General features: G+C 44.3%; 23 protein-coding genes and 2 pseudogenes. 17 read left to right on the top strand and 8 right to left on the bottom strand.

From position 1 onward, the window contains the following. Positions 1-31: 31 nt before the first annotated feature. The 4 genes from AB1F57_RS09960 to AB1F57_RS09945 form a co-directional block, all read right to left on the bottom strand. Positions 32-880: a VOC family protein gene (locus AB1F57_RS09960; RefSeq protein WP_367985698.1), complete on the bottom strand. Its 849-nt coding sequence runs from the start codon at positions 878-880 to the stop codon at positions 32-34. A 101-nt stretch (positions 881-981) separates the two neighbouring features. Further along, a complete protein-coding gene (locus AB1F57_RS09955; protein ID WP_170238539.1) occupies positions 982-1,383 on the bottom strand; it encodes a nuclear transport factor 2 family protein in 402 nt (133 codons plus the stop codon). A gap of 14 nt (positions 1,384-1,397) precedes the next feature. Then, a complete protein-coding gene (locus AB1F57_RS09950) occupies positions 1,398-2,018 on the bottom strand; it encodes a thioredoxin (protein WP_367985697.1) in 621 nt (206 codons plus the stop codon). A 167-nt stretch (positions 2,019-2,185) separates the two neighbouring features. Further along, positions 2,186-2,725: an NADPH-dependent FMN reductase gene (locus AB1F57_RS09945; RefSeq protein WP_367985696.1), complete on the bottom strand. Its 540-nt coding sequence runs from the start codon at positions 2,723-2,725 to the stop codon at positions 2,186-2,188. Positions 2,726-2,880: 155 nt separating this feature from the next. Between AB1F57_RS09945 and AB1F57_RS09940 the strand changes: the two genes are divergently transcribed. Further along, on the top strand, positions 2,881-3,228 hold the full coding sequence (locus AB1F57_RS09940) for a helix-turn-helix domain-containing protein (RefSeq protein ID WP_167786328.1): 348 nt from the start codon (positions 2,881-2,883) through the stop codon (positions 3,226-3,228). A 28-nt stretch (positions 3,229-3,256) separates the two neighbouring features. Here AB1F57_RS09940 and AB1F57_RS09935 read toward each other — a convergent pair whose 3' ends face one another. After that, entirely contained in the window at positions 3,257-4,954 is a 1,698-nt protein-coding gene (locus AB1F57_RS09935; RefSeq protein ID WP_170238537.1) for a M3 family oligoendopeptidase, read from the bottom strand. A gap of 60 nt (positions 4,955-5,014) precedes the next feature. Next, positions 5,015-5,824, bottom strand: coding sequence for a MurR/RpiR family transcriptional regulator (locus tag AB1F57_RS09930; protein WP_367985695.1), 810 nt, complete (start codon positions 5,822-5,824; stop codon positions 5,015-5,017). A 102-nt stretch (positions 5,825-5,926) separates the two neighbouring features. Between AB1F57_RS09930 and ybeY the strand changes: the two genes are divergently transcribed. The 10 genes from ybeY (at position 5,927) to smpB (ending at position 14,886) form a co-directional block, all read left to right on the top strand. Further along, complete coding sequence (ybeY, locus tag AB1F57_RS09925) at positions 5,927-6,424, top strand: rRNA maturation RNase YbeY (RefSeq protein ID WP_105110662.1); 498 nt, start codon at positions 5,927-5,929, stop codon at positions 6,422-6,424. Continuing rightward, entirely contained in the window at positions 6,405-6,806 is a 402-nt protein-coding gene (locus AB1F57_RS09920) for a diacylglycerol kinase family protein (protein WP_105110652.1), read from the top strand. The genes ybeY and AB1F57_RS09920 overlap by 20 nt, the downstream gene beginning before the upstream one ends. Before the next feature lie 17 nt (positions 6,807-6,823). Further along, positions 6,824-7,723, top strand: coding sequence for a GTPase Era (gene era, locus AB1F57_RS09915; protein ID WP_105110653.1), 900 nt, complete (start codon positions 6,824-6,826; stop codon positions 7,721-7,723). 1,003 nt (positions 7,724-8,726) lie between these two features. Beyond that, positions 8,727-9,554, top strand: coding sequence for a DNA-formamidopyrimidine glycosylase (gene mutM / locus AB1F57_RS09910; protein WP_105138191.1), 828 nt, complete (start codon positions 8,727-8,729; stop codon positions 9,552-9,554). Further along, positions 9,547-10,149, top strand: coding sequence for a dephospho-CoA kinase (gene coaE, locus AB1F57_RS09905; RefSeq protein WP_167786333.1), 603 nt, complete (start codon positions 9,547-9,549; stop codon positions 10,147-10,149). Before mutM ends, coaE begins: the two co-directional genes overlap by 8 nt. Further along, positions 10,136-11,341, top strand: coding sequence for a multidrug efflux MFS transporter (locus AB1F57_RS09900; RefSeq protein ID WP_367985694.1), 1,206 nt, complete (start codon positions 10,136-10,138; stop codon positions 11,339-11,341). Before coaE ends, AB1F57_RS09900 begins: the two co-directional genes overlap by 14 nt. Next, positions 11,341-11,490: a 50S ribosomal protein L33 gene (gene rpmG / locus AB1F57_RS09895; RefSeq protein WP_105122613.1), complete on the top strand. Its 150-nt coding sequence runs from the start codon at positions 11,341-11,343 to the stop codon at positions 11,488-11,490. The genes AB1F57_RS09900 and rpmG overlap by 1 nt, the downstream gene beginning before the upstream one ends. Positions 11,491-11,536: 46 nt before the next feature. After that, a complete protein-coding gene (secG, locus tag AB1F57_RS09890) occupies positions 11,537-11,770 on the top strand; it encodes a preprotein translocase subunit SecG (RefSeq protein WP_105110659.1) in 234 nt (77 codons plus the stop codon). 279 nt (positions 11,771-12,049) lie between these two features. Continuing rightward, on the top strand, positions 12,050-14,416 hold the full coding sequence (rnr, locus tag AB1F57_RS09885) for a ribonuclease R (protein ID WP_367985693.1): 2,367 nt from the start codon (positions 12,050-12,052) through the stop codon (positions 14,414-14,416). Positions 14,417-14,418: 2 nt separating this feature from the next. Continuing rightward, positions 14,419-14,886 (top strand): SsrA-binding protein SmpB, encoded by a 468-nt coding sequence (gene smpB, locus AB1F57_RS09880; RefSeq protein WP_105138187.1) that lies wholly within the window; start codon positions 14,419-14,421, stop codon positions 14,884-14,886. A gap of 48 nt (positions 14,887-14,934) precedes the next feature. On the opposite strand, the gene AB1F57_RS09875 is transcribed toward smpB, so the two are convergent. Beyond that, positions 14,935-16,191, bottom strand: coding sequence for an ISL3 family transposase (locus AB1F57_RS09875; RefSeq protein ID WP_167785830.1), 1,257 nt, complete (start codon positions 16,189-16,191; stop codon positions 14,935-14,937). Between the two features lie 584 nt (positions 16,192-16,775). Between AB1F57_RS09875 and AB1F57_RS09870 the strand changes: the two genes are divergently transcribed. Together AB1F57_RS09870 and AB1F57_RS09865 are read left to right on the top strand one after the other, a co-directional pair. Further along, positions 16,776-17,528: a hypothetical protein gene (locus AB1F57_RS09870; protein WP_105110519.1), complete on the top strand. Its 753-nt coding sequence runs from the start codon at positions 16,776-16,778 to the stop codon at positions 17,526-17,528. 148 nt (positions 17,529-17,676) lie between these two features. Continuing rightward, positions 17,677-18,630, top strand: a complete 954-nt coding sequence (locus tag AB1F57_RS09865) for a DDE-type integrase/transposase/recombinase (protein ID WP_032511809.1) — start codon at positions 17,677-17,679, stop codon at positions 18,628-18,630. A gap of 814 nt (positions 18,631-19,444) precedes the next feature. Here AB1F57_RS09865 and AB1F57_RS09860 read toward each other — a convergent pair. Next, positions 19,445-20,475 (bottom strand): annotated as a pseudogene (locus tag AB1F57_RS09860) (alcohol dehydrogenase catalytic domain-containing protein). 148 nt (positions 20,476-20,623) lie between these two features. Here AB1F57_RS09860 and tehB point away from each other — a divergent pair. From tehB to AB1F57_RS09840, 4 genes and pseudogenes are all read left to right on the top strand, one after another. Next, complete coding sequence (gene tehB, locus AB1F57_RS09855) at positions 20,624-21,484, top strand: SAM-dependent methyltransferase TehB (RefSeq protein WP_167785909.1); 861 nt, start codon at positions 20,624-20,626, stop codon at positions 21,482-21,484. 93 nt (positions 21,485-21,577) lie between these two features. Continuing rightward, a complete protein-coding gene (locus AB1F57_RS09850; protein WP_167785910.1) occupies positions 21,578-22,324 on the top strand; it encodes a 1-acyl-sn-glycerol-3-phosphate acyltransferase in 747 nt (248 codons plus the stop codon). Positions 22,325-22,396: 72 nt separating this feature from the next. Beyond that, complete coding sequence (locus tag AB1F57_RS09845; protein ID WP_167785911.1) at positions 22,397-23,065, top strand: helix-hairpin-helix domain-containing protein; 669 nt, start codon at positions 22,397-22,399, stop codon at positions 23,063-23,065. Continuing rightward, positions 23,052-25,280: pseudogene (locus AB1F57_RS09840) on the top strand (DNA internalization-related competence protein ComEC/Rec2); the annotation flags it as partial. The gene AB1F57_RS09845 and the pseudogene AB1F57_RS09840, both read left to right, overlap by 14 nt. Between the last annotated feature and the right edge of the window lie 10 nt (positions 25,281-25,290).

The following is a 25,290-nucleotide window of genomic DNA, read 5'->3' as shown; positions in this document are numbered from 1 at the left end:
TTTGGGGGTCAGTACATATCTGTCTAACCTCTTATTTCGTTTGGTAGACCAATCCGGTCCTGATGCCGTCCACATCGACAAAGGCGACTTCTTGGGTGGCAAGGTGCAGGTCAAGTCCTGCGGTCTGGGCACGTTTAATGGTGGCTTGGAAGGCTTGGATGTCTGTATAGACTAGAGTGTAGTAGGCTAGGCCCGGCATGCCTTCTTTTCGTGTGGCCAGCAGTTTTCTACTCCATTCGTTGACAGCTAGGTGATGGTGGTAGTCGCCTGAAGCTAGCCAAGTGGCGGAGGACATGGAAAATTTCTCCTTGACCTGTAAGATATCCTGGTAAAAGCGACTAGAAGCGGCGCTTTCTCGGACGGAAAGGTGGACATGACCCATGCGACTGCCAGTCGGCATCTGATAGACTGCGTCAGCTTTTTTCCCTAAAGCATAAATTGTCTCTGCATCCATAGGCTCGGTCTTGCCAATGATACGACCGTCAGAGCGGACATCCCAAGTGTCTTGCGGGAGGTCGCGGTAAATCTCGATACCATTGCCTTCGGTGTCAGCTAGGTAAATGGCTTCGCTGTAACCGTGGTCGCTAGCGCCTTGGAGGGGAACTTTGTTGTCGATAAAGTGGCGGAAAATGGCACCTAGATCTTCACGGCTAGGAAGGACAATGGCCAAGTGGTATAGCCCGTAGCTCTGGCTGACATCTCCGTCTTGTGCTGTTTGGATGAGGCGAACTAAGGTGGTCTGACCGACACCGAGGTCGATTTGGTTTTGACTTTCCGTCAAAATTTGCAGGCCCAGTACCTGTTGGTAAAATAGACTTTGAAGTTCGAGATTGCGGACGTTGAGGGCAACTAGGCCCAGTTCAAATTGGGAATTGTACATAGGAATACCTGGCTTTCTGATACAATTTATAGGAATTTTCGAGTTACTTAGTATCTTTTGGCGAAGTAATGTGTGACGAATAGACTTTTGAAAATTGATTTTTATCTCATAGCTTTCTCAACAAGTGCGCTATCTACGATTTGGATAAAGTGTGTAATTCTATTTTCAGCATTAAAATCGTAAATATGGACAAAGTCTGCTTGAAAGGATTTCTCAGTAAGGTTGTAGGTCCCCTTGTAGTAGCCATAAACCATGACACGGTTTCCTGAAAAGGCGTAATCAACAGGTGTGGCACTATAATTGGTCCATTCAGAACCTAGTCTTGCATGGACGTTTTCAATCACTGCATCTGGACCGATATAGGTACCAGCATAGGGAAAGCCTGCAGCTTCTGTCCAAGAGATATCAGTAGCCAAATGGCTTTTGAAATCTTCTATTCGACCTTGAGCAGTAGCTAGATAAGTCTCTTCTAAAATATTTTTATATAATTGATTTTTTGACATAGGTATTTTCTTTTCTATTGAGCAACTGCCTCTTGGAATTTTTTTTCCAAATCGTCTACTGTGCGAACTTGGTTAATAAGATTAAAGAAGTTCCCGTCTTTTTCAAGTAACAAGGTTGGGAAAGAGGTTACCCCCATTTCATAAGCCTTGATAAAGTCTGGGTGTAGACTTTCTGGTTGTTTCAAGTTGCTTGATAGTTCTTCCATAGCCTTTGTAGGTAACTGATAGCTACCGATTAGGCTGGTGTAACTATCTGCTTGATTGAGGTCTAATCCATCGTCAAAAAATAAGGCTTGAATATCTAATGTTAGCTGAGCATGGTTAGGTGTCTCAACATAGTTTTTCAAGACTGAGTAGGCTCTAGCAGGACCAAAGGAGTCCATGGTAAAGTCCTTATCCTTAAACAATTGATTGTAGTTATCGCCAAAAGACATTTGGTAATAGCTTTCGATTTGTTTGTTGATGGTCTGTGCCTGCTGGAAATCAACCATTTTCTTTTTATTATCGCCGGCAAACAATCCTCCGTTAATGACCTCTATTTCTATGTCAGGATGGACTTGCATGAATTTTGTGAAAATGTGGTTAAAGCCGTAGGTCCAACCACAATAAGCATCGATAATGTAATATAGTTTCATATTAATTTTCTTTCATCTTATTTTCTTGGTTTTTGATTAGAAATTACCATTGCAATTGGAAGTTTTGGAATCTTTTTCGATTGGCACAACAACATCCCAGAGTTCTGCAATTTTATCATCTTCAACTCGATAAAGGTTATAGACGGATGTATATTGACCTGTAGAATCTAAGCTTCTAACAAAGCTTGAGCTTGCGCTTGCATACCAGCGATGGCTTCTTCTGACAATACTAACTGTCCAGTTCCCCATGCTTCTGGGTTTACAGTTGTCCCTGTAAATTCACCAACCACTTGCATCCGAACAAACGGTAGAAGAGCATGGTAGCTAGCGAACATTTGGTCATATCCAGCATTGGCAACAGATGATACAGTAACAATTTTGTCTTGTAGTGCAGATGGGCCACGTGTTTCTGACAAGTCTAGGGCACGGCTGAGCCAGTCAATCAAGTTTTTCACTGTGCCTGGAATAGCAAAGTTGTAAACTGGTGAGAAAATCCAGATAGCATCTGCAGCTATAATCGCATCGCGTGCAGCTTGGACAGCTGGCAAGACTGGTGTTTCAAGGTCTTGGTTCATAAGCGGGATTTCTTTATAGTTAAGATAAGATACAGTTGCTTGACCTTCTAAGATGCTTTCAGCCTGTTTAGCCATTTGGTGGTTGAATGAACCTTCACGTAGTGAACCGACGATAAATAGAATGTTTTTCATGATGTTATACCTCTAAAAATTTTTTCTTTTCTGCTTTCGCAGTTTATGGTATTATTGTAACAGGTACTAAAAATATTACAAGTACGATTTTTTTGAATAGTCACTATCTTTTTGTGAAGTAATGTGTAATATCAAGGGAAAATAAAGGAGAAATTATGGCAACTTTCACACAACATACGGTTCCGGAGTGTCCTTATGTGACCACTCAGAGTGTCTTATCTGGGAAATGGAGTATCTTATTACTACATCATATCGAAGAAGGTCCCATTCGGTTTAATGAAATGCACCGTCGATTGACAGGGATTTCCCAAGCAACCCTTACGAAGCAGTTGCGTCAGCTGGAAGATGATGGTTTAATCACTCGGAAGGTTTATGCACAGGTTCCGCCAAAAGTGGAATATGAACTGAGCGAGATTGGTCAGGAGTTTAAGTTGGTTTTGGAGCAAATTGAAGTTTTTGGGGATAAGTACATCGAATTTGTCAAAGCAAAAAAATCTGAATGAGTTTGAATCTCATTCAGATTTTTGTCTTTTATAGTTCGTCATCCTTGACTGCATCTAACCAATCAGCAGCAGCCTTGGCTGTGCTTTCAAGGGCACCTTCTTTGAACGGTGATTGGAGGTTTGCAGCTTCGACCACCTGCAGGAAGGACTTGGTACCGCCCAAATCACAGATACGGATGTAGTCTTCCCAAGCTGTCTCATCGTGATCCACCTGCGTGCGTTTCCAGAATTGGAGGGCACAAACTTGGGCTAAGGTATAGTCGATGTAGTAGAATGGGCTAGCAAAGATATGACCTTGACGATACCAGAAGATACCGCGGTTGAGGGCTTCTGACTCGGAATAGTCACGGTCTGGCAAGTAGAGGTCTTGGAGTTTTTTCCAAGTTGCCTTGCGTTCTGCTGGTGTCATTTCTGGGTGTTCATAGACTTCGTGCTGGAAGTGATCTACCAAGACACCGTAAGGTAAGAAGAGAAGGGCACTTGCCAAGTGGGTAAATTTATATTTATCAACTTGTTCTTTGAAGAATCGGTCCATCCAAGGCCAGGTCATAAATTCCATAGACATGGAATGGATTTCACAGGTTTCGTAGGTCGGCCAGACCACCTCTGGACTTTGGATCCAGCGTGAGCGGAAAACCTGGAAGGCATGACCAGCCTCGTGGGTCAAGACATCAATGTCTGCGCTAGTGCCGTTGAAGTTTGAGAAGATAAATGGACTCTTGTAATCAGGAATGTAGGTACAGTAGCCACCGCTGTTTTTGCCTGGTTTTGCGACCAAATCTAAGAGTTCATGATCAATCATGAAGTCGAAGAACTCGCCTGTTTCTGCGGACAATTCGCGGTACATGTCTTGGGCCTGGCTGACGATAAAATCAGGGTCACCTTGTGGTACCGCATTTCCGTCCAAGAACTCAAGGTTGAGGTCGTAGTATTTCAGGCTTGGCACCTGCAAGCGATTGGCTTGGCGTTGACGTAGATCTTGCACAATCGGTACGATATGCTTGAGGATTTCCTCACGATAAACCTTGACCATGTCACGATTGTAATCGAAACGGTTCATCTTGAGGTAGCCGTATTCCACATAGTCTTTGAAGCCGAGTTTGTGGGCGATTTCCGTGCGGACCTTGACCAATTCATCGTAGACACGATCAAAATCAGCTTCCTTGCTTTCAAAGAAGGCAGTTGTGGCAGCAGAAGCAGCCTTGCGGACTTCACGGTCGGTTGATTGACCGAATGGCCCCATTTGGGCCAAGTTGTAGGTCTGACCTTGGAAATCAATCTCTGCACCTGCAATCAGTTTGCTGTATTCATCGGTCAATTCATTTTCCTTTTGGAATAAGGGAATGACAGCTGATGAGAAGGTTTTGAGCTTGTTTTCTGCCTGCATGAAGAATGTTTTAGGCAAGATGTCTGACAACTCTTCCTTGTAAGGTGTCTGGACAATGACACGGTAGTAGTTGGTGGTCAATTCTTCAAAAAGTGGCGAATATTCATTCCAAAACTTGGTTTCTTCATTGTAGAACTTATCGTTCATGTCGATAGTGTGACGGATCATCCAGAGATTGTACTGGGTGTCAACCAAGTTGAGCAATTTGGTAATGGCGGCAACCAGTGTGCGTGTGGTTTCGAGGCTACTTGCCTGAGCCAACTGGTCTGTCAGGTCAGAAAATTGAGCCTTGATAGCTTCATAATCTGGACGAACATAGGTATAGTCTGAAAATTTCATATCTTTCTCCTTTTGTATTGCTACCTTCTATCTTACTCTTTTTGAAAACGTTTGGCAAATCTAGTCAACGATTGTTTGTTTAAATATGCTTTCTTTTTTCTCTTGATCTATAGCATGAAAGTATGCGTAGAGAATATCTAACATGATCAGTAACGGGATTTGTGGTGAAATACGATTGCCATAATTTAGATTACGAACAGAGGCAACAGGGATTATCGTTTCAATTGGTGTTGTTTCAAATTTTCTAGTTGTTAGAAGAGCTGTCTGAATGCCACGACTTGCCGCCAAAGTCAAATGATTGATGATATCTTCTGTGTGACCCGACAAAGAAAGTCCGATGACAAGACAGTTGGGGTCTAAGATATTTGTCGTCCATATGAGATTATTGCGGTCAGTTATGGCATCACAGACAACACCAAGTCGCATAAAGCGAGATTTTATCTCCATAGCAACAAGACCTGAACTTCCAGTCCCATAAAAATAAACCCGCTTGCTTTGGTCAATCAGGTGGGCGATTTCTTGCAGTTTTTCCTCGTCCACCAGCTGGCTGGTTGCAGTTAGAATTTCGTCGTAATCCACCAGGACCTTCTTGGTCAGGTTGTTTTGGACATGTTCAAATTGCTTGTCTAGCTGTTGTTGCTGGTTTTGAAAGGCAAAGACAAATTCCCGATAGCCTGAAAATCCGCATTTCTTAGCAAAGCGGGTCAGGGCAGAAGGAGAAATATGCAGTTCCTGGGTGACGATTTCCAAGCTCAAATCCATGGTCTTGGAGTCCAGGCTTGTAAAGTAGGCCGCAATTTCCCTTTCCAGCTTGGTCATCTGTTCCAGATTGCTGTCGATGATGGCAATGATATTCTGTTCAGCTTTCATAGTAGTTCCCTGTAATAATATAGTGTATTTCTATTATACCATAAAAAAGAATCTTTCTGCCATTTGTGATATAATGTTAAGTAGTAAAGGGAATGTATGACCATGTATATTGAAATGATTGATGAAACAGGGCAGGTTTCTGCTCAGATGCAAGAGCAGATTACAGACTTACTCCAATTTGCGGCGGAGAAAATCGGCAAGCAAAACAAGGAAATGGCTGTGACCTTTGTGGACAATGCGCGTGTCCATGAAGTGAATTTAGAGTACCGGGGAATTGACCGTCCGACGGATGTAGTCAGCCTAGAGTACAAGCCGGAGCAGGAGATTGTCTTTGATGAGGAAGATTTGCTGGACAATCCTGAATTGGCTGAGATGATGGAAGATTTTGATGCCTACATCGGTGAGCTCTTTATTTCCATTGACAAGGCGCGTGAGCAGGCAGAGGACTACGGCCATAGTTTTGACCGCGAAATGGGCTTTTTGGCTGTGCACGGCTTCCTCCATATCAACGGCTATGATCACTACACGCCTGAGGAAGAGGCGGAGATGTTTGGTTTGCAAGAAGAGATTTTGACGGCTTATGGACTTACGAGAGAATAATTCAAAGAAACGCTGGAAGAATCAGAACCTGGTAGCCAGTATGGATTTTGCGGTTTCCGGCTTGATAACGGCCTTTAAGGAAGAGCGCAATATGAAAAAGCATGCGGCAACGGCCTTTTTGGTGGTCTTGGCCGGCTTGATTTTCCAGGTATCGGCTACAGAATGGCTCTTTCTCCTGCTCAGCATTAGCCTGGTGATTGCCTTTGAAATCATGAATTCGGCTATTGAAAGCGTGGTGGATTTGGCCTCGGACTATCATTTTCACATTTTGGCCAAGAATGCCAAGGATATGGCGGCAGGAGCGGTCCTTTTTGTCTCAGGCTTTGCCCTTTTGACAGGATTGATTATTTTTATCCCTAAGATTTGGGATTTGATTTTTTAGGAAAATAAGGAGAATTTATGACTTTCAAGTCAGGTTTTGTGGCGATTTTGGGTCGTCCAAATGTGGGGAAATCAACTTTTCTCAACTATGTAATGGGGCAAAAGATTGCCATCATGAGCGACAAGGCTCAGACAACCCGTAACAAGATTATGGGGATTTACACAACGGACGAGGAACAAATTGTCTTTATCGACACGCCAGGTATTCACAAGCCAAAGACGGCCTTGGGAGACTTCATGGTTGAGTCTGCTTACAGCACCTTGCGTGAGGTGGATACGGTCATCTTCATGGTGCCTGCCGATGAAAAACGGGGCAAGGGTGATGATATGATTATGGAGCGTCTGCGTCAGGCCAAGGTGCCGGTTATTTTGGTGGTCAACAAGATTGACAAGGTCCATCCGGACCAGCTTTTGGAACAGATTGATGATTTCCGCCAGCAGATGGATTTCAAGGAAATTGTGCCTATTTCTGCAACCCAAGGCAATAATGTCAATCGCTTGATGGAAATTCTCAAGGAAAATTTGGATGAAGGTTTCCAATATTTCCCAGCAGACCAGATTACCGATCATCCAGAGCGCTTCTTGGTGTCCGAGATGATTCGCGAGAAGGTCCTGCACCTAACTCGCGAGGAAATTCCGCATTCGGTGGCAGTGGTTATCGAGTCCATGAAACGGGATGAATTTACAGACAAGGTTCATATCCGCGCGACCATCATGGTCGAACGCGATAGCCAAAAAGGCATTATCATTGGCAAACAAGGAGCCATGCTCAAGAAAATCGGCTCTATGGCCCGACGCGATATTGAGCTCATGCTGGGGGACAAGGTCTTTCTGGAAACCTGGGTCAAAGTCAAGAAAAACTGGCGTGACAAAAAACTCGACCTCGCCGATTTTGGCTATAATGAGAAAGAGTATTAAAAACGTCCGGGGGACGTTTTTAACCCGAGCCAAGAAATTGGAGAGCGAGGAAGCCTGGGGATAGGCTCTATAGAAAACTTGCTCGCAAGTTCTCATTTCTAGCCTACAACAGTCTACTAGACTGTTGTAGCCTGCCAATCTTGAAACAAGAAAGAGGCGGAAAATGTTCAGTGGACGTGATAGACGTTTCTCACATCATTCGACCATAATGATGTAAAAAACTAGTAAGTCGCCTAGGCAATTCTGGGGGAGTGAAACAGTCTGGGAATAGACTGTTTCGGCTGGTCACCTAGAAAAATGAAAGCGACCATGTGAAAACCCAAGCTTGAAAACTAGAAAGCGAGATAAGTACGTTTATGACAAAAGAGATAGAATATAGGCGAATCAGCAAAAAACTTGAATGGTTATCAATAGCCTATCTTATTAGTCTGGTTGTATTTCTTTTTATGGTCTATCACTGGATGGGCGGCTTAATAATTTGGATCAGTATATACTTTTTTGGAATTCCACTAATGTATGTATTACTCCCATTCCTAGGTTTGTTAATGTTTATGTTGAGAAGCAAGGTACGAATTGTACTGAGTTTTTTGATAAGTTTGACACCACTTTATTATTTGATCCCTGCGTTACAATCCTTTCCATTCACTGTTCAAACTACTGCTGCTGGTCATATAGATTCAATATCAGTACCTTTAACCATAGGCATACTGTTCAGTGCATGCTTATTTTTCTTAATATCTATGATTTCTTTGTGGTATTGCCTAAAAGCATATCGTTTGAAAATTCATATCACTTAACTGCAGAGGCAGACACCATTTTCTTGAAAATCAATCAGAAGAGAAGGTGCCTCTTTTCTATTTTATCTAGAAAGGAAAGTCGATTAGGCGTTGTCTTGAACTCGCCTACGACTCTTTGAAAAAAGACAACCGTGACCTAGGTGCCGAAGCACCGTCGGTCAGGTTTCTATTTTTCTTTGAGTCGCTTAACGGCTTAGTATCTTAGTATGCCCGAACTTCCAGAGGTTGAGACGGTTCGTCGTGGGCTCAATCGTCTTGTCAAAGGTAAGAAAATTGAACGTGTCCGGGTGGACTATCCTCGTATGATTGTGACTGGTGCGGACAGCTTTCGTGAGCAGTTGGTTGGTCAAACCATCATGGAGGTGGACCGTCGGGGTAAATATTTGCTCCTCTATCTGACAGATTTTGTGCTGATTTCCCATCTGCGTATGGAGGGCAAGTACAATCTCTTCCATGATGTGGTGCCTATCAACAAGCACTTTCATGTCTTTTTTGCATTGTCAGATGGTTCTACCTTGGTTTACCAAGATGTCCGCAAGTTTGGCACCATGGAATTGTTGCAGGAAGTGGACTTGGATGCCTATTTCTTGTCTAAAAAATTAGGTCCTGAGCCGACGGAAGAAGACTTTGATGTGACTGTTTTTCAGACCAAATTAGCTAAGTCCAAAAAGCCAATCAAGTCGCACCTGCTGGACCAAACCCTAGTGGCTGGTCTGGGCAATATCTATGTCGATGAGGTGCTTTTCCGAGCACAGGTTCATCCTGCTCAGGGAAGTTCAACCTTGACAGCAGAACAGGTGGCGGGCCTTCGCCAAGCCATCATTGATGTTTTGGCTCTGGGAGTTGAAAAGGGCGGTTCGACCATTCGGACCTACAAAAATGCCTTAGGCATGGATGGGACCATGCAGGATTATTTACAAGTTTATGGAAAGCAGGGGCAGGCCTGTCCGCGTTGCCAGACGGAGATTGTCAAAATCCAGCTGGGCGGTCGGGGCACGCATTTCTGTCCCCAGTGTCAGGTGGAGCATGGCTAAGGTAATCGGATTAACAGGTGGTATCGCATCGGGCAAGTCAACAGTGACGGCTTTTTTACGAGAGAAGGGCTATCAGGTTATCGACGCGGACGCGGAGGTTCATGATTTGCAAAAAAAGGGCGGACGGCTCTATCAGGTCTTGCTGGAGGAGTTTGGTCCGGCAATTCTAGCAGCTGATGGTCAATTGGACCGAGTAAAATTGGGTCAGCAGGTCTTTGCGGATAGCCAGTTGCGGGCCCGCTTATCTGAACTGCAGGACCAGATTATTCGGCAAGAACTGTTGGCACGACGGGATTTGCTATCACAGACAGAAGAAGTGGTTTTCATGGATATTCCCCTGCTCTACGAGTTGGATTATAGCGGGGAGGTCGATGAGGTCTGGCTGGTCTATGTCGATGAGCGCCAGCAGTTGGCACGGCTCATGGCTCGCAACGGCTATAGCCTGCAGGAGGCGGAGAATCGCTTAGCAGCGCAGCTTTCTTTAGAAAAGAAAAAAGAACGGACAGATAAGGTGATTGATAACAGTGGGTCGCTGGAGGCGACCTTGGCGCAGGTAGCGTCTTTGGTGGAGGAGATTGGAAATGGACGAGGGTAGTAGTTACTGGAAGCCGAATTTGAAGGTGGCCTGGATTGGGAATTTTTTGACGGGGGTTAGTTTTACCTTGGTCATGCCTTTTATCTCGGTCTTTGTGGAGGAGTTGGGAGTGACTGGCAGTCAGGTGGAGTATTTTGCTGGTCTGGCTGTGTCGACCAATGCCCTGACGGCAGCTATTATGGCGCCGATTTGGGGGAGTTTAGCGGACCGTTATGGTCGCAAGCCCATGATGGTGCGGGCGGCTTTTGCTATGATTTTCACCATGGGTGGGATGGCTTTTGTGCCAAATGTTTTTTGGCTGATTGTCCTGCGTGTGCTGAATGGGATTTTTACCGGCTATATTCCCAATGCGACGGCTCTAGTGGCCAGTCAGGTGCCCAAGGACAAGACAGGCTATGCTCTGGGAACCTTGTCAACAGGGGCTGTGGCGGGTAACTTGATTGGCCCGACTCTGGGTGGTTTTTTGGCGGAAATAGTGGGGATTCACAATGTCTTTCTGCTGGTCGGTTTGCTCTATCTCTTGGTGGTGATTTTAACAGTTTTATATATTCGTGAAGATTTCAAGCCGATGAAAAAGGGGCAGCAGATGATGATTGCAGAGCTCTTTCATCAAATCAAGGACAAGCAGATGATGGTGGGGCTTTTTATCACTTCCATGATTATCATTGCGGCAGCTCAGGCTATCGTGCCGATTTTGACTCTTTATGTGCGGCATCTGGGTCAGACGGACAATCTGCTTTTTGTAGCAGGATTAATTATTTCCCTGCCGGGCATGGCCTCGCTGGTGACTTCAGGTCCTTTGGGGAAATTGGGGGACCGAATTGGCAATCACAGGTTGCTGCTCATGGCCTTGGCCTACAGTCTCTTGATCAATGTCCTCTGCGTCTTTGCCCAAAGTCCTTTCCAGCTAGGTGTACTGCGCTTTCTCTATGGTTTTGGTACGGGAGCTCTATTGCCGTCGGTCAATTCCCTCTTGACCAAGTTAACGCCCAAAGAAGGGATTTCGCGCATTTTCTCCTACAATCAGATTTTTAATAATCTAGGTTCGGTTGTGGGACCCATGATTGGGTCAACGACTGCTGCTCATCTAGGCTATGCTTGGGTGTTTTATGTGTCTAGCGCTCTGGTTTTGTTTAATCTGATTTGGTCCTTGGTGAATTTTAGAAACTACTTGAAAGTAAGGGAAGTCTAGTGAGAGTAAAAATCAATTTGCAATGTTCTGAATGTGGCAGTAAGAATTATTTGACTAGCAAGAATGCCAAGACCCATCCGGATAAAATCCAGGTCTTGAAATACTGCCCCAAGGAGAGAAAAGTAACCCTCCACCTTGAAACGAAATAGATTTTGTGGTATAATAGCAGGAGTTATTTAAGAAAGTGAAAAAAGTATGTATCAAGTATTATTAACCATTCTGTTGATTTTATCTGTTATTCTTGTGGCGGTGATTTTTATTCAGCCAGCTAAAAACCAATCAAGTAATGTCTTTGATGCTTCTAGTGGCGCTCTTTTTGAGCGGACAAAGGCGCGTGGGTTTGAGGCAGTGATGCAGCGTTTTACAGCCATTCTAGTTGCCCTTTGGTTGCTCAATGCGCTGGTTCTGGTTATCATTTCAAGTAATTAATAGAATCAAATGTAGACTGGGGCAATGCTCTTGGTCTATTTTTTTGGGAGTGGGACAGAACTTAACTAATCAAAAGAAGTTCAACTGAACTCTCGTGTTTCTAGGTTCAGGCTAAAACGGTCTATTCCCAGATCATTTTACTCACACCCTGTACAGTTGATTAGGAAATTTTGGAGCATAAAATGCGAACAAAATTTCCAATCAATCACTGCGCTGAAATGATGACGCAAATTTAGAAAAGTAGAGCTAGGGATATTCCTAGCACTTTGGTAAAGACAAATGAAAAATGATATTTTAAACTATATTACAGAAGCAGGTCCTGTGACCATGGACCAATTAGCGGACCACTTGCAGGCTAGTTCAGCCAAGGCGTTTACTGACTTGGTCAAGCTGGTTTCGAGCATGGAAGGCCGTCAGGAACTGGTCTTTGATCAGGCTGGACGGATTGCCCTCCCTGCTCCAAAAATCTCTAAAAACAAGGTGACCTTACAGGGTATTTTCCGTGCCCACAAGTCTGGTTTTGGCTTTGTGACCATTGACGAGGAAGAAGACGACCTCTTTGTCAGCCGTGACGATGTCAACTTCGCCATCGAGGGAGATCGAGTGGAAGTGGCCATTAAGAAAGTGGCGGACAGGCTCAAGGGAACGGCTGCGGAAGCGGAAGTCATTGATATTTTGGAACATAGCTTGAAAACAGCGGTGGGCTTGATTGTTTTTGACGAAGAAAAGCCAGAATATGCAGGCTATATCAAGTCTAAAAACCAGAAAATTGCTCAGAAGATTTACATTAAGAAGTCACCTCTGGTATTGACCGGAACGGAAATTCTCAAAGTTGATATCGAGGCTTATCCCAATAAGAAACGGGACCACTTTGTTGCGACCATTCGGGACGTGGTGGGTCACAAGGATGATGTGGGCATCGATGTCTTGGAAGTTTTGGAGTCCATGGATATCGTGTCGGAGTTTCCAGATGAAGTCTTGGCGGAGGCTAATCGAGTACCAGAAAGTCCGTCTGAGAAGGACTTTGAAGGACGCTTGGACCTGCGAGATGAAATCATCTTCACTATTGATGGTGCGGATGCCAAGGACCTGGATGATGCGGTCCACATCAGGCAACTCAAGAACGGCAATCTGGAGTTGGGTGTCCATATCGCTGATGTCAGCTACTATGTGACGGAAGGCTCAGCCTTGGATCAGGAAGCTGTCAAACGTGGAACCTCTGTCTATGTGACCGACCGTGTGGTGCCAATGTTGCCAGAACGTTTGTCAAATGGTATTTGTTCCCTTAATCCAAATGTGGATCGCCTAACCCAGTCGGCTATTATGGAAATTGACCGCAAGGGCAAGGTGGTCAAGCACTGGATTGGCCAGACAGTTATTAAAACCACCTTCCGCATGACCTATTCCGATGTCAATGACATGATTGCGGGCAATCAGGAAAAACTGGCTACATACAAGGCTATCGTGCCAAGTGTGGAGCTCATGGTCAAACTCCATGAAACCCTGGAAACCATGCGCTATAAGCGTGGGGCTCTCAACTTTGACACGACAGAAGCCAAAATCATCGTCAACAAGGACGGTCTGCCAGTCGATATCCAGCTGCGTCAACGGGGCATTGCCGAGCGGATGATTGAGTCCTTCATGCTAGCTGCCAACGAGTGCGTTGCCGAGCATTTTGCCAAGCTGGACCTGCCTTTCATCTATCGGATCCACGAGGAGCCTAAGTCAGACAAGTTGCAGAAGTTCATCGACTATGCGACCAGCTTTGGTCTGACGGTGTATGGTACGGCCAGCTCTATCAGCCAGGACGCCCTGCAGGACCTCATGGAGCGGGTCAAGGATCAGCCTTATGCCGATGTCCTCAACATGATGTTGCTTCGTTCCATGCAGCAGGCACGCTACTCGGAGCATAACCACGGCCACTATGGACTGGGTGCGGAGTTCTACACTCACTTCACCAGTCCTATCCGCCGCTATCCCGACCTGCTGGTTCACCGTATGGTACGGGACTATGGTCACAATCCTGCGGAAAAAGCAGAGCATTTTGAGCAGGTCATTCCTGAGCTTGCCAAGTCTTCGTCCAGTTTAGAACGCCGTGCCATTGAGGCAGAGCGGGAAGTCGAAGCCATGAAGAAGGCAGAATTCATGCAAGAATTTGTCGGGCAAGAGTTTGACGGTGTCGTGTCTAGTGTAGTCAAGTTTGGGCTTTTTGTCGAGTTACCAAACACAGTTGAAGGCTTGATCCATGTCACCAACCTCAACGAATACTACCAGTTCCACGAGCGGACTTTGACCTTACAGGGTGAGAAATCTGGTCGTGTCTTCCGTGTCGGTCAGCCAATCCGTATCAAGCTAACGCGGGCGGACAAGCTGACAGGGGAAATCGATTTTGCCCACGTGCCGTCCGAGCTGGATATCGTGGAAAAAGCTCTGAAAGCCAAGCGGAGAACTGCTAGCCATTCCAACCGTGACCGTGATGATCGGTCAGGGCGAGGACGGGGCAAGCACCACAAACAAGAAGCTGCTGGTCGCGACAGCAAACATCACAAGTCTGGGAAAGACCACAAGTCTAAGTCTGGCAAGCCAGACAAGAAAAAGAAACCATTTTACAAAGAAGTAGTGAAGAAAACTAAGAAAAGGAGATAGGCATGGCCAAGGGTGAGGGCAATGTGATTGCACAGAATAAAAAAGCCCGCCACGACTATACCATTGTCGATACAGTGGAGGCGGGGATGGTTCTGACGGGGACGGAGATTAAGTCCATTCGTGCAGGGCGGATCAACCTCAAGGACGGCTTTGCCCAAATCAAGCAGGGCGAGGCTTGGCTGGTCAATGTCCATATCGCTCCCTACGATGAGGGCAATATCTGGAACCAGGACCCAACACGGACCCGCAAGCTCCTCTTGCGGAAGAAGCAGATTGAATCTCTGGGTAATGAGGTCAAGGGAACAGGGATGACCCTGGTGCCGCTCAAGGTCTATATCAAGGACGGCTTTGCCAAGGTCCTGATAGGGCTTGCCAAAGGGAAGCACGACTACGACAAGCGGGAGTCGCTTAAACGCCGTGAGCAGGACCGTGATATCAAGCGGACCATGAAGGCTATCAATAGTCGCTAAGACTGGGAGAAATAGGCTCTTTGTCAACTGTAGTGGGTAGATGAAAAGCTAACACCTAGAGAGGACGAACTTCGTTCTCTCTTTCTTTATGTTCAAAGCAATCAAAATTCGTTTTTTAAAGTTTTCAAAGTTCCTGAAACCAAAGGCATTTCTCTTAATGACTTTGATGAGATTATTGGTAGCTTCCAGTTTGGCGTTGGAATAAGGCAATTCTAGGGCATTCAAAACCTTGTCTTTATCCTTTAGAAATGTCTTAAATACCGTCTGGAAAATAGGATTAACAGTGGCTATTTCCTGTTCGATGAGACTGAAGAAATGATCTGAGTTTTTCTCTTGGAAATGGAACAAGAGAAATTGATAGAGTTGATAGTGTTGTCGTAGTTCCTCTGAAAAAGACAGTAGTTTTTCTAGGATTTCCTTATTAGTCAAATGCATGCGAAACATAGGGCGATAAAATCGTTTATCATTGATTTTACGGCTATCTTGTTGTATCAATTTCCAGTAGCGTTTCAAAGCACGGTATTCGTGCGATTTTCTGTCGAATTGATTCATAATTTGAATACGGACACGGTTCATAGCACGGCTAAGGTGTTGTACGATATGAAAGCGATCAAGGACGATTTTGGCATGCGGAAAAAGCTGTTTAGCCAATTGGTAGTATGGGCTATACATGTCCATAGTGATGACTTTAACGCGGTTTCTAACCTTTCTAGGATAGCGTAGAAAGTGGTTTCGGATGGTTGCTTGAGTTCTTCCGTCAAGGATAGTAATGACGTTTAGGGAGTTGAAATCTTGTGCGATAAAGCTCATCTTCCCCTTCTTAAAGCCATATTCATCCCAGCTCATCACCTCAGGTAAGATATTCCAATCTGTTTCAAACTTGAACTCATTAAGCTTTCGACTAACTGATGATGTTGAGATAGATAGCCTGTGTGCAATATGTGTCATTGCTTGATTTTCGATGAGTAACTGGGCGATTTTCTGGTTAACAGCGACAGAGATTTGGTGGTTCTTCTTGACAAGAGGAGTTTCAGCGACAGCCATTTTTCCGCAATCTTTACACTTGAACCGACGCTTTTTAAGGCGGATGAGGAGTGGATAACCAGCAGTTTCTAGGTAGGGGATTTTGGAGGCTTTTTGGAAATCGTATTTAGCCATTTGTCCCTTACAAGAAGGACATTTAGGGGCTGTGTAATCCAAGTGACCATGTAGTTCTAAGTGAGTTCCCATATCATATTCATCAGTGATAAGGATATTTTTGTCTTTAATTCTGAGAAAATTTGTGATAAAATTTAGTTGTTCCATATGAGCCTTTCTAATGTGAGTTTGGTTGCTTTTCATTATAGGTCATATGGGACTTTTTGTATATACTTAAAAAGCTCCATAATCTCCACGGTGGTTTTACCCACTACAGAAATTATAGAGCCGAGAAATCCTGGTCTTTTTGTTTTAGGAAAATGAAATACAGACTGTGTGACCGTAATGTTCGGAGAAAAAATTGTGCGAATGTTGTTAATATTGATAAGGTGTGTAGCTTTTTTTATACTTCTAGTAAACATCCTGAAGATCTCTATTTGTGCTTTTTACACGACAAGTCAAGTTAACAAGGTAATACTGAACATTGTTGGACAGTAAGTTAGACAGCAATTTGTCAAATAAAAAACAAACTTGAAAAGTTCCAATAAAAAATAGCAAACATCCACTATGTTATTATAATACCCTGTTGTTTACTTATTTGTTTTGTGTTATAATTAATGTGTAATTTTGGTATTTACTATTTGAAAAAGCTAAGAATAAAAACTTTTATTTAATAGTTTGGGATTGGAAAAAGTATTTAATGATAATGTGATACCCTGTTTGTACTGTCTGCAAAAATTGGAGGAATACTGATGAAAAAAATATTTATTTCAATATTTCTAACATGCATGTTGACGATGCTCGGAGCATGTGTTTCAAATTCTGATTCAGATTACTATTATATAGATAGATTTTTTATAGAAGGCGATGAAACAAAATTACGATCTAGTGTAGATCAAATGTCTAAAGACATGTATAACTGGTATCAGAGCATTGAAGGCAAGGATGGAGTTTACATTTTAAACTCTGTTCATTATTCAACCAAGCTATTGAGAGAATGGCGTGATAGTCATTATAATATACATGCACCTGATATGGATTTATGGTATTTTACGGTATCACCAAATTATCTCATAGATACTGGGTTAGATTTACCTGAAAAACTGATAGATCAAGCAAAAAATGGAACTAGATTGTATTTACTACCGGATATATATAGTGAAGAAGATAAGAATAAGATAATAAGTTTTCTTACCACTGATGCATTAAATGGATTAGATGGAAATAATTTATTAGAAACAAGGTTTCAAAATGAACGAACAATTGTGTTTGAAACTTATCATTATGATGGTGGATTAGATTCGCTGACTCAAGGAGAAATAAAAAATCCAATAATATATGTTGCAACCACACAAAACATGAAATTTATTGAGTCTGAAAGTCTTATTGCAACTGGGATAGAAGATGGGTATATCAAATTAACAGAAGAAGCTTACACTAAATATGTTAGAAAACAATTCCCAGAGAATTTGAAGAAGAATCAAGTTACGTTTATTAAACACTAAGTCTTAAAAATAAATTTGTCAATAAGAACCACTGGTGAAAGAAACAAAACATGTAGCGTTACAATAGATGTGAGACTTCTAGAAGTCAAAAAGAAGATTCCCTGATATGATAAGAGTACCACCTACTCATCAAAAAGGAAATCTTCTCATGACTAGTATACCACAAAATCTTCGCTATTTGCCACACACTCTGGAAACACGCTACCACGCTGTTAAAACCTATCGAAATGGAGCTTCTGTCACCTTCATCTGTCGACGCTACAAGGTCTCAAAAGCCTCTCTCATGCGGTGGAACAAGCGATTCGACGGCACCAAAGAATCGCTGAAAGACCGGTCGCATCGACCTCTAACACCTCATCCAAAAGCTCATACCGAACAGGAGCTTACCTGGATTAAAAATTGCATCCGAAGAAATCCACAGGCAACCCTCATCGAAATATTCTACAAGCTCAAAACTAATAAGGGCTATGACCGCCATCCCTGCTCTCTCTTTCGAATCTTGAGAAAACTTGATTTCTTCAAATCCCCTAAAACTAAGCAGAAAACCTATGTGCCTAGGCCTTACCATACCCCAACTGAACTCGGTATCAAGTGGCAAATGGACGTCAAATATGTACCGACTCACTGCTACACAGGCAAGCTACCTGACAAATTCTATCAATATACCGTCATTGATGAGGCCAGCAGGGAACGTTTTATCTTCCCTTTCAAAGAGCAATCTTCTCACTCAACTGTTCAGTTTGTCAAAATGGCTATGAGATACTTTGGATACAAACCCAAAATTATTCAAACGGATAATGGTTTTGAGTTTACCCATTTCAAAGAGACCAAGCAAATTCACCCCCTAGACCTACTTTGTCAGGAACTTGGTATTGAGCACAAACTAATTCGTCCTCGAACACCCAGACATAATGGCAAGGTTGAGCGCAGTCATCGAAATGATAACCGACGTTTCTACCAGCACTTGACCTTTTACTCCTATGACGATCTGATCAAGCAGATGAAAACCTATCTTTATCGTTCTAATCGACTCCCTATGCAAACTTTAGGCTGGAAATCTCCTATCGATATCAGAAAAGCTTTACTAGAAGCTAGCTCCTAGTAAAGCTTAACAAATGGATAACTTCAAAATCACCTTTTTGGTCTCACATCATTGACAAAGGTACAAACCACTGGTGAAAGAAACAAAACAACATTCACAACCTATTTTACAATTGATACGCAGTCAAGATAGTTGTCTTGTTATTTATTGCCTAGTTCATTGCAAATGAATCTATTCGCCATGTCGTTTCTAGCAGATATTAGCTACCAATTTTTTCATAGCAACTGCTTTAATTTTTTTGTAGACAATGCTTTGAATGATTATTGTCATTTAGTTGAATTTAATTAATTTAATCAACTCAGTGAATATAAGGATTTGAAATATATAATAAAATAAAAGTAATTAATTTGTGAATCAACTGGATGCTCTATTGGAACAGGAATTCTGTTGCACATTATCGTTGCTCTGGTCATTGGCGCCAATATCTTGCAGCTTTCTACCATAATCAGTTTTCTAACACATTTTGCTAGTCGTATTACTTCAGGTTTCGACACAATGCCCGTTAGAAAAACTATATCCCAAAACCAGATCCAAAACTGAATCTAAGAGGTCTTTCAAAATACAATCCTTTTTAGAAATGACTGTGTTTTGAATAGATAATAATGATATTGAGTGGATTGATACAATCAGAGTGATAATCTGATATGTAGACTGCTTACACCTTTCTAGTAGTGGAAATGCCCTAATGATAGATAAACAAACCCTCACCACGATTTCTAGGTAGGTGAGGGATTTTACTTTTCTGTGTAATAAGTGATTCAAACTTGGAGATTATTACTAGATACTCTTGAATTTTTTAACCATGTTTGGCACCTTAATCCACCGTCACCATTGCTTTAATAGTTTTGCGGTTGGCCATGTCTTTGTAGGCTTGGTCGATATTGTCCAAGCTGTAGGTCTGAGTAAAGACACGGCCTGGGTTGATGTCGCCTTTGAGAACAGCATCTAGTAAGATGTCTTTGACATAGGTTGTCACGGAAGCTGCCCCGCCACCGATGATAATGTTGATCGAGAAGGTTGAGCCGAGGGCATGGTTGCTGTAATGCGGTACACCGACAAAGCCGATACGACCACCATTATGAAGGACACCGAGGGCTTGGTCAATGGAGGCTTCTGTTCCGACATATTCGAGGGCAGCACCAGCTCCACCACCTAGGATTTCACGGACCTTGGCAATACCTTCTTCACCCCGTTCCGCTACAATAGCAGTAGCACCAGATTCTAAAGCCATTTGCTGGCGGTCCGCATGGCGGCTCATCATGACAATTTGCGAAGCTCCGCGCATTTTTGCAGCAATGACGGCGCATTGGCCCACGGCTCCATCACCGATGACAACTACCTTGTTACCAGGCTTGACATCTGCTACGCGAGCCGCATGGTAGCCTGTAGGCATAACATCTGCCAAGGTCAAGAGGGATTTAATCATCTCTTCTGAATAATCGCTCGGCTGACCAGGCGCCTTGATCAAGGCCCAGTTTCTGTAATGGAAACGGATGTATTGTGACTGGTAATTAATTCCAAAATTTTGTAGACCTGGATGGTTGTCACAGGTACCATCGAAACCAGCACGGCAGGCATCACATTGTTCGCAACCGTGTGTAAAGGGTACAATTACGAAATCACCAGGAACAAGTGTCGTAATGTCCTCGCCAACTTCCTCTACAATCCCGATTGCCTCATGACCAGAGTTAGTATCACCATGTTCATGTGGTACATTTTCATCATACCGCCAGAGGTCTGACCCACAGACACAGGCCCGAACGACCTTGATAATCACATCATCCTTGGCTTTTCAATTTCTGCAACAGTCATCTTATCGGCTTTTTCATAAATAGCTGTTTTCATATTTACTATACACCTACATTTATTAGTAAGTAACCTTTCTAGTTTTCTATATAATACACCTTGGAGTTCACTCCAAGTTAAGAAAAAAACGGATTGAAGGGGAGATTTCTTTGTGATAAACTAGGTGTATTAGAAAGAGGGAGAAGTCATGACAGTTTTAGTTCCTTATAAACGCATGCCCATTTGGAATCAGGAGACCGTTCCTCAGCACTTTTTACAGCGACACAATACCAAGGTCGGAACTTGGGGGAAGATTAAGGTCTTGAAAGGTCAACTGAGATTTGAACTGATGGATGAAAGTGATTTAAGTATTGCGACTTTCGTCTATGGTCCGACAGATGATGTTCCTTTTGTAGAGCCACAGGTGTGGCATAAGGTGGCCTTGTTGACAGAGGATACGGAGTTTTTCTTGGAATTTTTCTGTCAGCCGGAGGATTATTTTGCAAAAAAATATGACTACACGCGGACGCATTCGGAGGTCTTGGAGGCCTTGAATACTATCAAACCTTGTACGGTCTTGGATTTGGGCTGTGGCCGTGGTAGGAACAGTCTTTACTTGGCCCAGCAGGGTTTTGAGGTGACGGCAGTTGATAAGCATGTGCCGAGCCTTCAGACACTCTTGCAGGTCAAGGAAGCGGAGGATTTGGATTTACAGGCTGGGACCTATGACATCAACTCAGCCGGTTTGGAGCAGGATTACGACTGGATTATCTCAACCGTGGTTTTCATGTTCTTGGAGCGTGACCGTGTACCCGCCATTATTCGTAATATGCAGGAGCAGACACGACCTGGAGGTTATAACTTGATTGTAGCAGCCATGGATACGGAAGATGCTCCTTGTCCTATGAATTTCTCCTTTACCTTTGGAGCAGGGGAGTTGAAGGAATACTATCGTGACTGGGAATTTGTCAAGTACAATGAAGATTTTGGTCAACTTCATGAGCGGGATGAGAATGGCAATTTCCTCAAAATGCGGTTTGCGACCATGTTGGCAAGAAAAAAGTCGTGATATCATATTTTGATTAGAACCAAGTTTACCAGAGAAAAGGCAGCACCATTTTTTCAAACTATGCTATAATAGAAGGGATAAAAAGGAGAATCTATGTTTTACGCTTATTTACGAACATTACTATCATTTTTACTCTGGGCTGTCAATGGCAATATTCACTACCATGATAAGGAAAATATCCTGCCCAAGGAAGAGAATTATATTCTGATTGCTCCTCACAAGACCTTCTGGGACCCTGTTTTCATGGGCTATGCGGCGGCACCAAAGCAATTTATCTTTATGGCCAAAAAGGAACTCTTCAAGGACCGTGGCTTTGGTTGGTGGATTCGCAAGTGTGGAGCCTTTCCTATTGACCGTGAAAATCCTGGTATGGCAGCCATCAAGTATCCAGTTAACATGTTAAAAAAAAGCGACCGCTCCCTGGTCATGTTCCCGTCTGGCAGCCGTCACTCGTCCGAGCTCAAGGGAGGGGTCGCGGTCATTGCCAAGTCGGCCAAGGTTAAACTTATGCCTGCGACCTATGTCGGTCCTCTGACCCTCAAGGGCTTGTTGGCTGGTGAGCGGATTGATGTGGCTTTTGGAAATCCTATCGATGTTTCAGACATCAAGCGCATGGACGATGCAGGTACAGCAGAAGTGACCCGTCGCATCGAGGTAGAATTCAAGCGTCTGGACGACTACGCTGGCTCTTTCCAAACCAAGAAAAAACCAAATGTCTTGACCTATATCTACCGTATTCCGATACTTTTGCTGGTGGCCTTGATTTTGGCACTGACCTATGTATTTAGCTACCTGGCTAGTTTCGTCTGGAATCCATCGGTTGAATTGGACAAGAAATAAGGAGATAAAAAACTCGCAAATTTTGTGAGTTTTTTCTGTTCTTTTACGCACTTACTAGTTGGAGGTAGTAAAATGAACAATATCCATTCTTATATCGAAATATTGAAAAACTATAAGTGGCAGATTGGTCTGCCGGCTGCGGCAGGGGTCATTTTGACCAGCTTTCTGCTCTTTAGCCAACCCGCCAAATCCGTTGACCAAACAGGTCTAGCTGACTTAACCAGGACAGAGCAGACAAGCTCTGCATCATCTGAGGACCAAACGAAAACAGCATCTAGCTCAACTGAAGTGAGCAGCCAGTTAGTGGTCGATGTCAAGGGAGCGGTGAAAAAGCCGGGGCTCTATACCCTTGAACATGGCAGCCGGGTCAACGATGCCCTGCTGGCTGCGGGTGGATTTTCCCAGGAGGCAGATCAGAAGTCGGTCAATCTGGCTCAGAAGCTGAGCGACGAAGCGGTGGTCTATGTGGCTAGTCAAGGTGAGAATATCTCGGTGGTGGCAAGCAGCAATCCCAGCTCTGCTATGTCCCAAAACCAAGACGACGAGCAAGGTCTAGTCAATCTCAATACGGCGACCGAGGCGGAGTTGCAGACCATTTCAGGCGTCGGGGCCAAGCGGGCGGCGGACATTATCGCCTATCGGGAGGCCAATGGTGGTTTCAAGAGCGTCGACGACCTCAATAATGTGTCAGGTATCGGCGACAAGACCCTGGAGAACATCCGGCCTTATGTCACGGTTTAAGCTCCCTTGCCAGCCTATCCACCTGGCCCTTTTAGTCGTCTCCCTATATTTTGTGGTTCATCGCTTTTCACTTTTGGCAATAGGCCTACTCAGTTTTCTCTTGGTAGTCTTCTGCTTGCAGCAGGGGCAGAAGGCTTTAATCAGACTGCTGGCGCTTTTAGGCCTATTTGGTCTCTTCTTCGGAATTCAGTTGTATCAATGGACCAGGGCAGACCAGTCAGCCCCTGAGCAGGTGACGACCCTACTGGTCATTCCAGATACCATTGACATCAACGGAGACAGCCTGTCCTTTCGCGGTCGGGCTGACGGGCGAGTTTACCAAGCCTTCTACAAATTGACCAGCCAAGAGGAGCAGGAAGCTTTTCAAAATCTGTCGGACCTGGTTGAGCTGACGGTAGAGGCTGAGGTGAGCCGGCCAGCCGGTCAGCGTAATTTCAATGGTTTTGATTATGCTGCCTATTTGCGGACTCAGGGCATTTATCGGACGGTCAAGGTTGCAGCTATTCATAAGGTTGACAAGGTTGTGAGCTGGCATCCTCTGGACTGGCTATCTAGCCTGCGCAGAAAGGCTCTGGTCTATGTGAAAACCAATTTCCCTACTCCCATGAGCCATTATATGACGGGGCTTTTGTTTGGGGAGTTGGATAGCGATTTTGACCAGATGAGTGAGCTCTATTCCAGTCTGGGCATTATCCACCTCTTTGCCCTGTCTGGTATGCAGGTTGGCTTTTTTGTGGACAAGTTTCGTTGGATTCTCCTGCGGCTGGGTCTGACCAAGGAGACGGTGGACAAGGTTCAAATTCCCTTTTCACTTGTTTATGCTGGTCTGACAGGCTGGTCGGTTTCTGTCGTCCGGTCTTTAGTACAGAAAATTCTAGGCAATTTGGGGTTTCGGAAGTTGGATAACTTTGCGGTGACGGTCTTTGTCTGCCTGCTCATTATGCCACGCTTTTTGCTGACAGCAGGAGGTGTCCTGACCTTTACCTACGCTTTCTTGCTGACAGTTTTTGACTTCGAGGACTTGGGCTGGTTTAAGAAAATTGCGGTGGAAAGTTTGGCTATTTCTGCTGGGATTTTACCTATTCTAATCGGCTATTTTTATTCTTTCCAGCCCCTGTCCATTCTGCTGACCTTTGCTTTTTCCTTTGTATTCGATGTCTTGCTCCTACCAGGTCTATCCTTGATTTTCCTGCTGTCACCCTTGGTCAAAATTACTTGGGTCAATGGATTTTTTGTCCTCTTGGAGAAAATCGTTGTCTGGGTGGCGGATTTGGGGTTGCGTCCGTGGATTTTTGGCAAGCCATCACCTCTGGTCTTGCTGGTTTTGCTGGTCGGTCTTTTCTTGCTCTATGATTTTCACAGGCGAAAAAAATGGCTGATTGGTCTCAGCCTGGTCCTCGCTCTGCTATTTTTCATGACAAAACATCCCCTGGAAAACGAAGTGACCATGGTGGACGTGGGGCAGGGAGATAGCCTTTTCCTGCGGGATTGGCGGGGGCGGACGGTGCTCATTGATGTGGGTGGGCGCGTGGATTTTGCAGCCAAGGAGGCCTGGCAGGAGCGGTCGCGCAAGGCCAATGCAGAGCAGACCTTGATTCCTTACCTTCATAGTCGAGGTGTGGGTAGGATTGACAGTTTGGTCTTGACCCATACCGATGCAGACCATGTGGGCGACCTCTTGGCTGTAGCCAAGGCTGTGGAGATTGGAACTATCTATGTGTCCCCGGGAAGTGTGACCGATGCGGACTTTGTGGAGAAGTTGAGGGCTGTCAATGCGCCTGTCAGAGTGGTGCAGGTTGGAGATAGATTGCCGATTTTTGATTCTCATCTGGAGGTGCTTTATCCCAAGCTCACAGGTGATGGTGGCAATGATGATTCTATCGTGCTTTACGGCAGGCTCTTGCAGGCCAATTTCCTCTTTACGGGGGATTTGGAGCAGAGTGAGCTGGAGCTGGTGGAGACCTATCCCACTCTGCCGGTCGATGTCTTAAAAGCGGGACATCATGGGTCCAAAGGCTCCTCTTATCCTGAATTTTTGGACCATATCAAGGCCAAGATTGCCCTGGTATCGGCTGGGGTAAATAACCGCTACAAGCACCCTCATCAAGAAACCTTGGAGCGATTTGCACATGAAAAAATGGATGTTTATCGGACGGACCAACAGGGAGCAGTGCGGTTTAGGGGCTGGCAGCAGTGGCGGATTGAAACGGTGAAATACGATGGGC

It is taken from the genome of Streptococcus nasisuis (assembly GCF_040836615.1).
GTDB classification, from domain to species: domain Bacteria; phylum Bacillota; class Bacilli; order Lactobacillales; family Streptococcaceae; genus Streptococcus; species Streptococcus suis_V.
Note: the sequence above shows the minus strand (reverse complement) of the source record. Positions and strands in the feature narration are given on the sequence as shown.

Excerpts from the sequence above, each read along its gene's own strand:
- AB1F57_RS09960 (WP_367985698.1), bottom strand. The coding sequence starts at position 880 with ATGTACAATTCCCAATTTGAACTGGGCCTAGTTGCCCTCAACGTCCGC.
- AB1F57_RS09955 (WP_170238539.1), bottom strand. The coding sequence starts at position 1,383 with ATGTCAAAAAATCAATTATATAAAAATATTTTAGAAGAGACTTATCTA.
- AB1F57_RS09950 (WP_367985697.1), bottom strand. The coding sequence starts at position 2,018 with ATGAAACTATATTACATTATCGATGCTTATTGTGGTTGGACCTACGGC.
- AB1F57_RS09945 (WP_367985696.1), bottom strand. The coding sequence starts at position 2,725 with ATGAAAAACATTCTATTTATCGTCGGTTCACTACGTGAAGGTTCATTC.
- AB1F57_RS09940 (WP_167786328.1), top strand. The coding sequence starts at position 2,881 with ATGGCAACTTTCACACAACATACGGTTCCGGAGTGTCCTTATGTGACC.
- AB1F57_RS09935 (WP_170238537.1), bottom strand. The coding sequence starts at position 4,954 with ATGAAATTTTCAGACTATACCTATGTTCGTCCAGATTATGAAGCTATC.
- AB1F57_RS09930 (WP_367985695.1), bottom strand. The coding sequence starts at position 5,824 with ATGAAAGCTGAACAGAATATCATTGCCATCATCGACAGCAATCTGGAA.
- ybeY (WP_105110662.1), top strand. The coding sequence starts at position 5,927 with ATGTATATTGAAATGATTGATGAAACAGGGCAGGTTTCTGCTCAGATG.
- AB1F57_RS09920 (WP_105110652.1), top strand. The coding sequence starts at position 6,405 with ATGGACTTACGAGAGAATAATTCAAAGAAACGCTGGAAGAATCAGAAC.
- era (WP_105110653.1), top strand. The coding sequence starts at position 6,824 with ATGACTTTCAAGTCAGGTTTTGTGGCGATTTTGGGTCGTCCAAATGTG.
- mutM (WP_105138191.1), top strand. The coding sequence starts at position 8,727 with ATGCCCGAACTTCCAGAGGTTGAGACGGTTCGTCGTGGGCTCAATCGT.
- coaE (WP_167786333.1), top strand. The coding sequence starts at position 9,547 with ATGGCTAAGGTAATCGGATTAACAGGTGGTATCGCATCGGGCAAGTCA.
- AB1F57_RS09900 (WP_367985694.1), top strand. The coding sequence starts at position 10,136 with ATGGACGAGGGTAGTAGTTACTGGAAGCCGAATTTGAAGGTGGCCTGG.
- secG (WP_105110659.1), top strand. The coding sequence starts at position 11,537 with ATGTATCAAGTATTATTAACCATTCTGTTGATTTTATCTGTTATTCTT.
- rnr (WP_367985693.1), top strand. The coding sequence starts at position 12,050 with ATGAAAAATGATATTTTAAACTATATTACAGAAGCAGGTCCTGTGACC.
- smpB (WP_105138187.1), top strand. The coding sequence starts at position 14,419 with ATGGCCAAGGGTGAGGGCAATGTGATTGCACAGAATAAAAAAGCCCGC.
- AB1F57_RS09875 (WP_167785830.1), bottom strand. The coding sequence starts at position 16,191 with ATGGAACAACTAAATTTTATCACAAATTTTCTCAGAATTAAAGACAAA.
- AB1F57_RS09870 (WP_105110519.1), top strand. The coding sequence starts at position 16,776 with ATGAAAAAAATATTTATTTCAATATTTCTAACATGCATGTTGACGATG.
- AB1F57_RS09865 (WP_032511809.1), top strand. The coding sequence starts at position 17,677 with ATGACTAGTATACCACAAAATCTTCGCTATTTGCCACACACTCTGGAA.
- tehB (WP_167785909.1), top strand. The coding sequence starts at position 20,624 with ATGACAGTTTTAGTTCCTTATAAACGCATGCCCATTTGGAATCAGGAG.
- AB1F57_RS09850 (WP_167785910.1), top strand. The coding sequence starts at position 21,578 with ATGTTTTACGCTTATTTACGAACATTACTATCATTTTTACTCTGGGCT.
- AB1F57_RS09845 (WP_167785911.1), top strand. The coding sequence starts at position 22,397 with ATGAACAATATCCATTCTTATATCGAAATATTGAAAAACTATAAGTGG.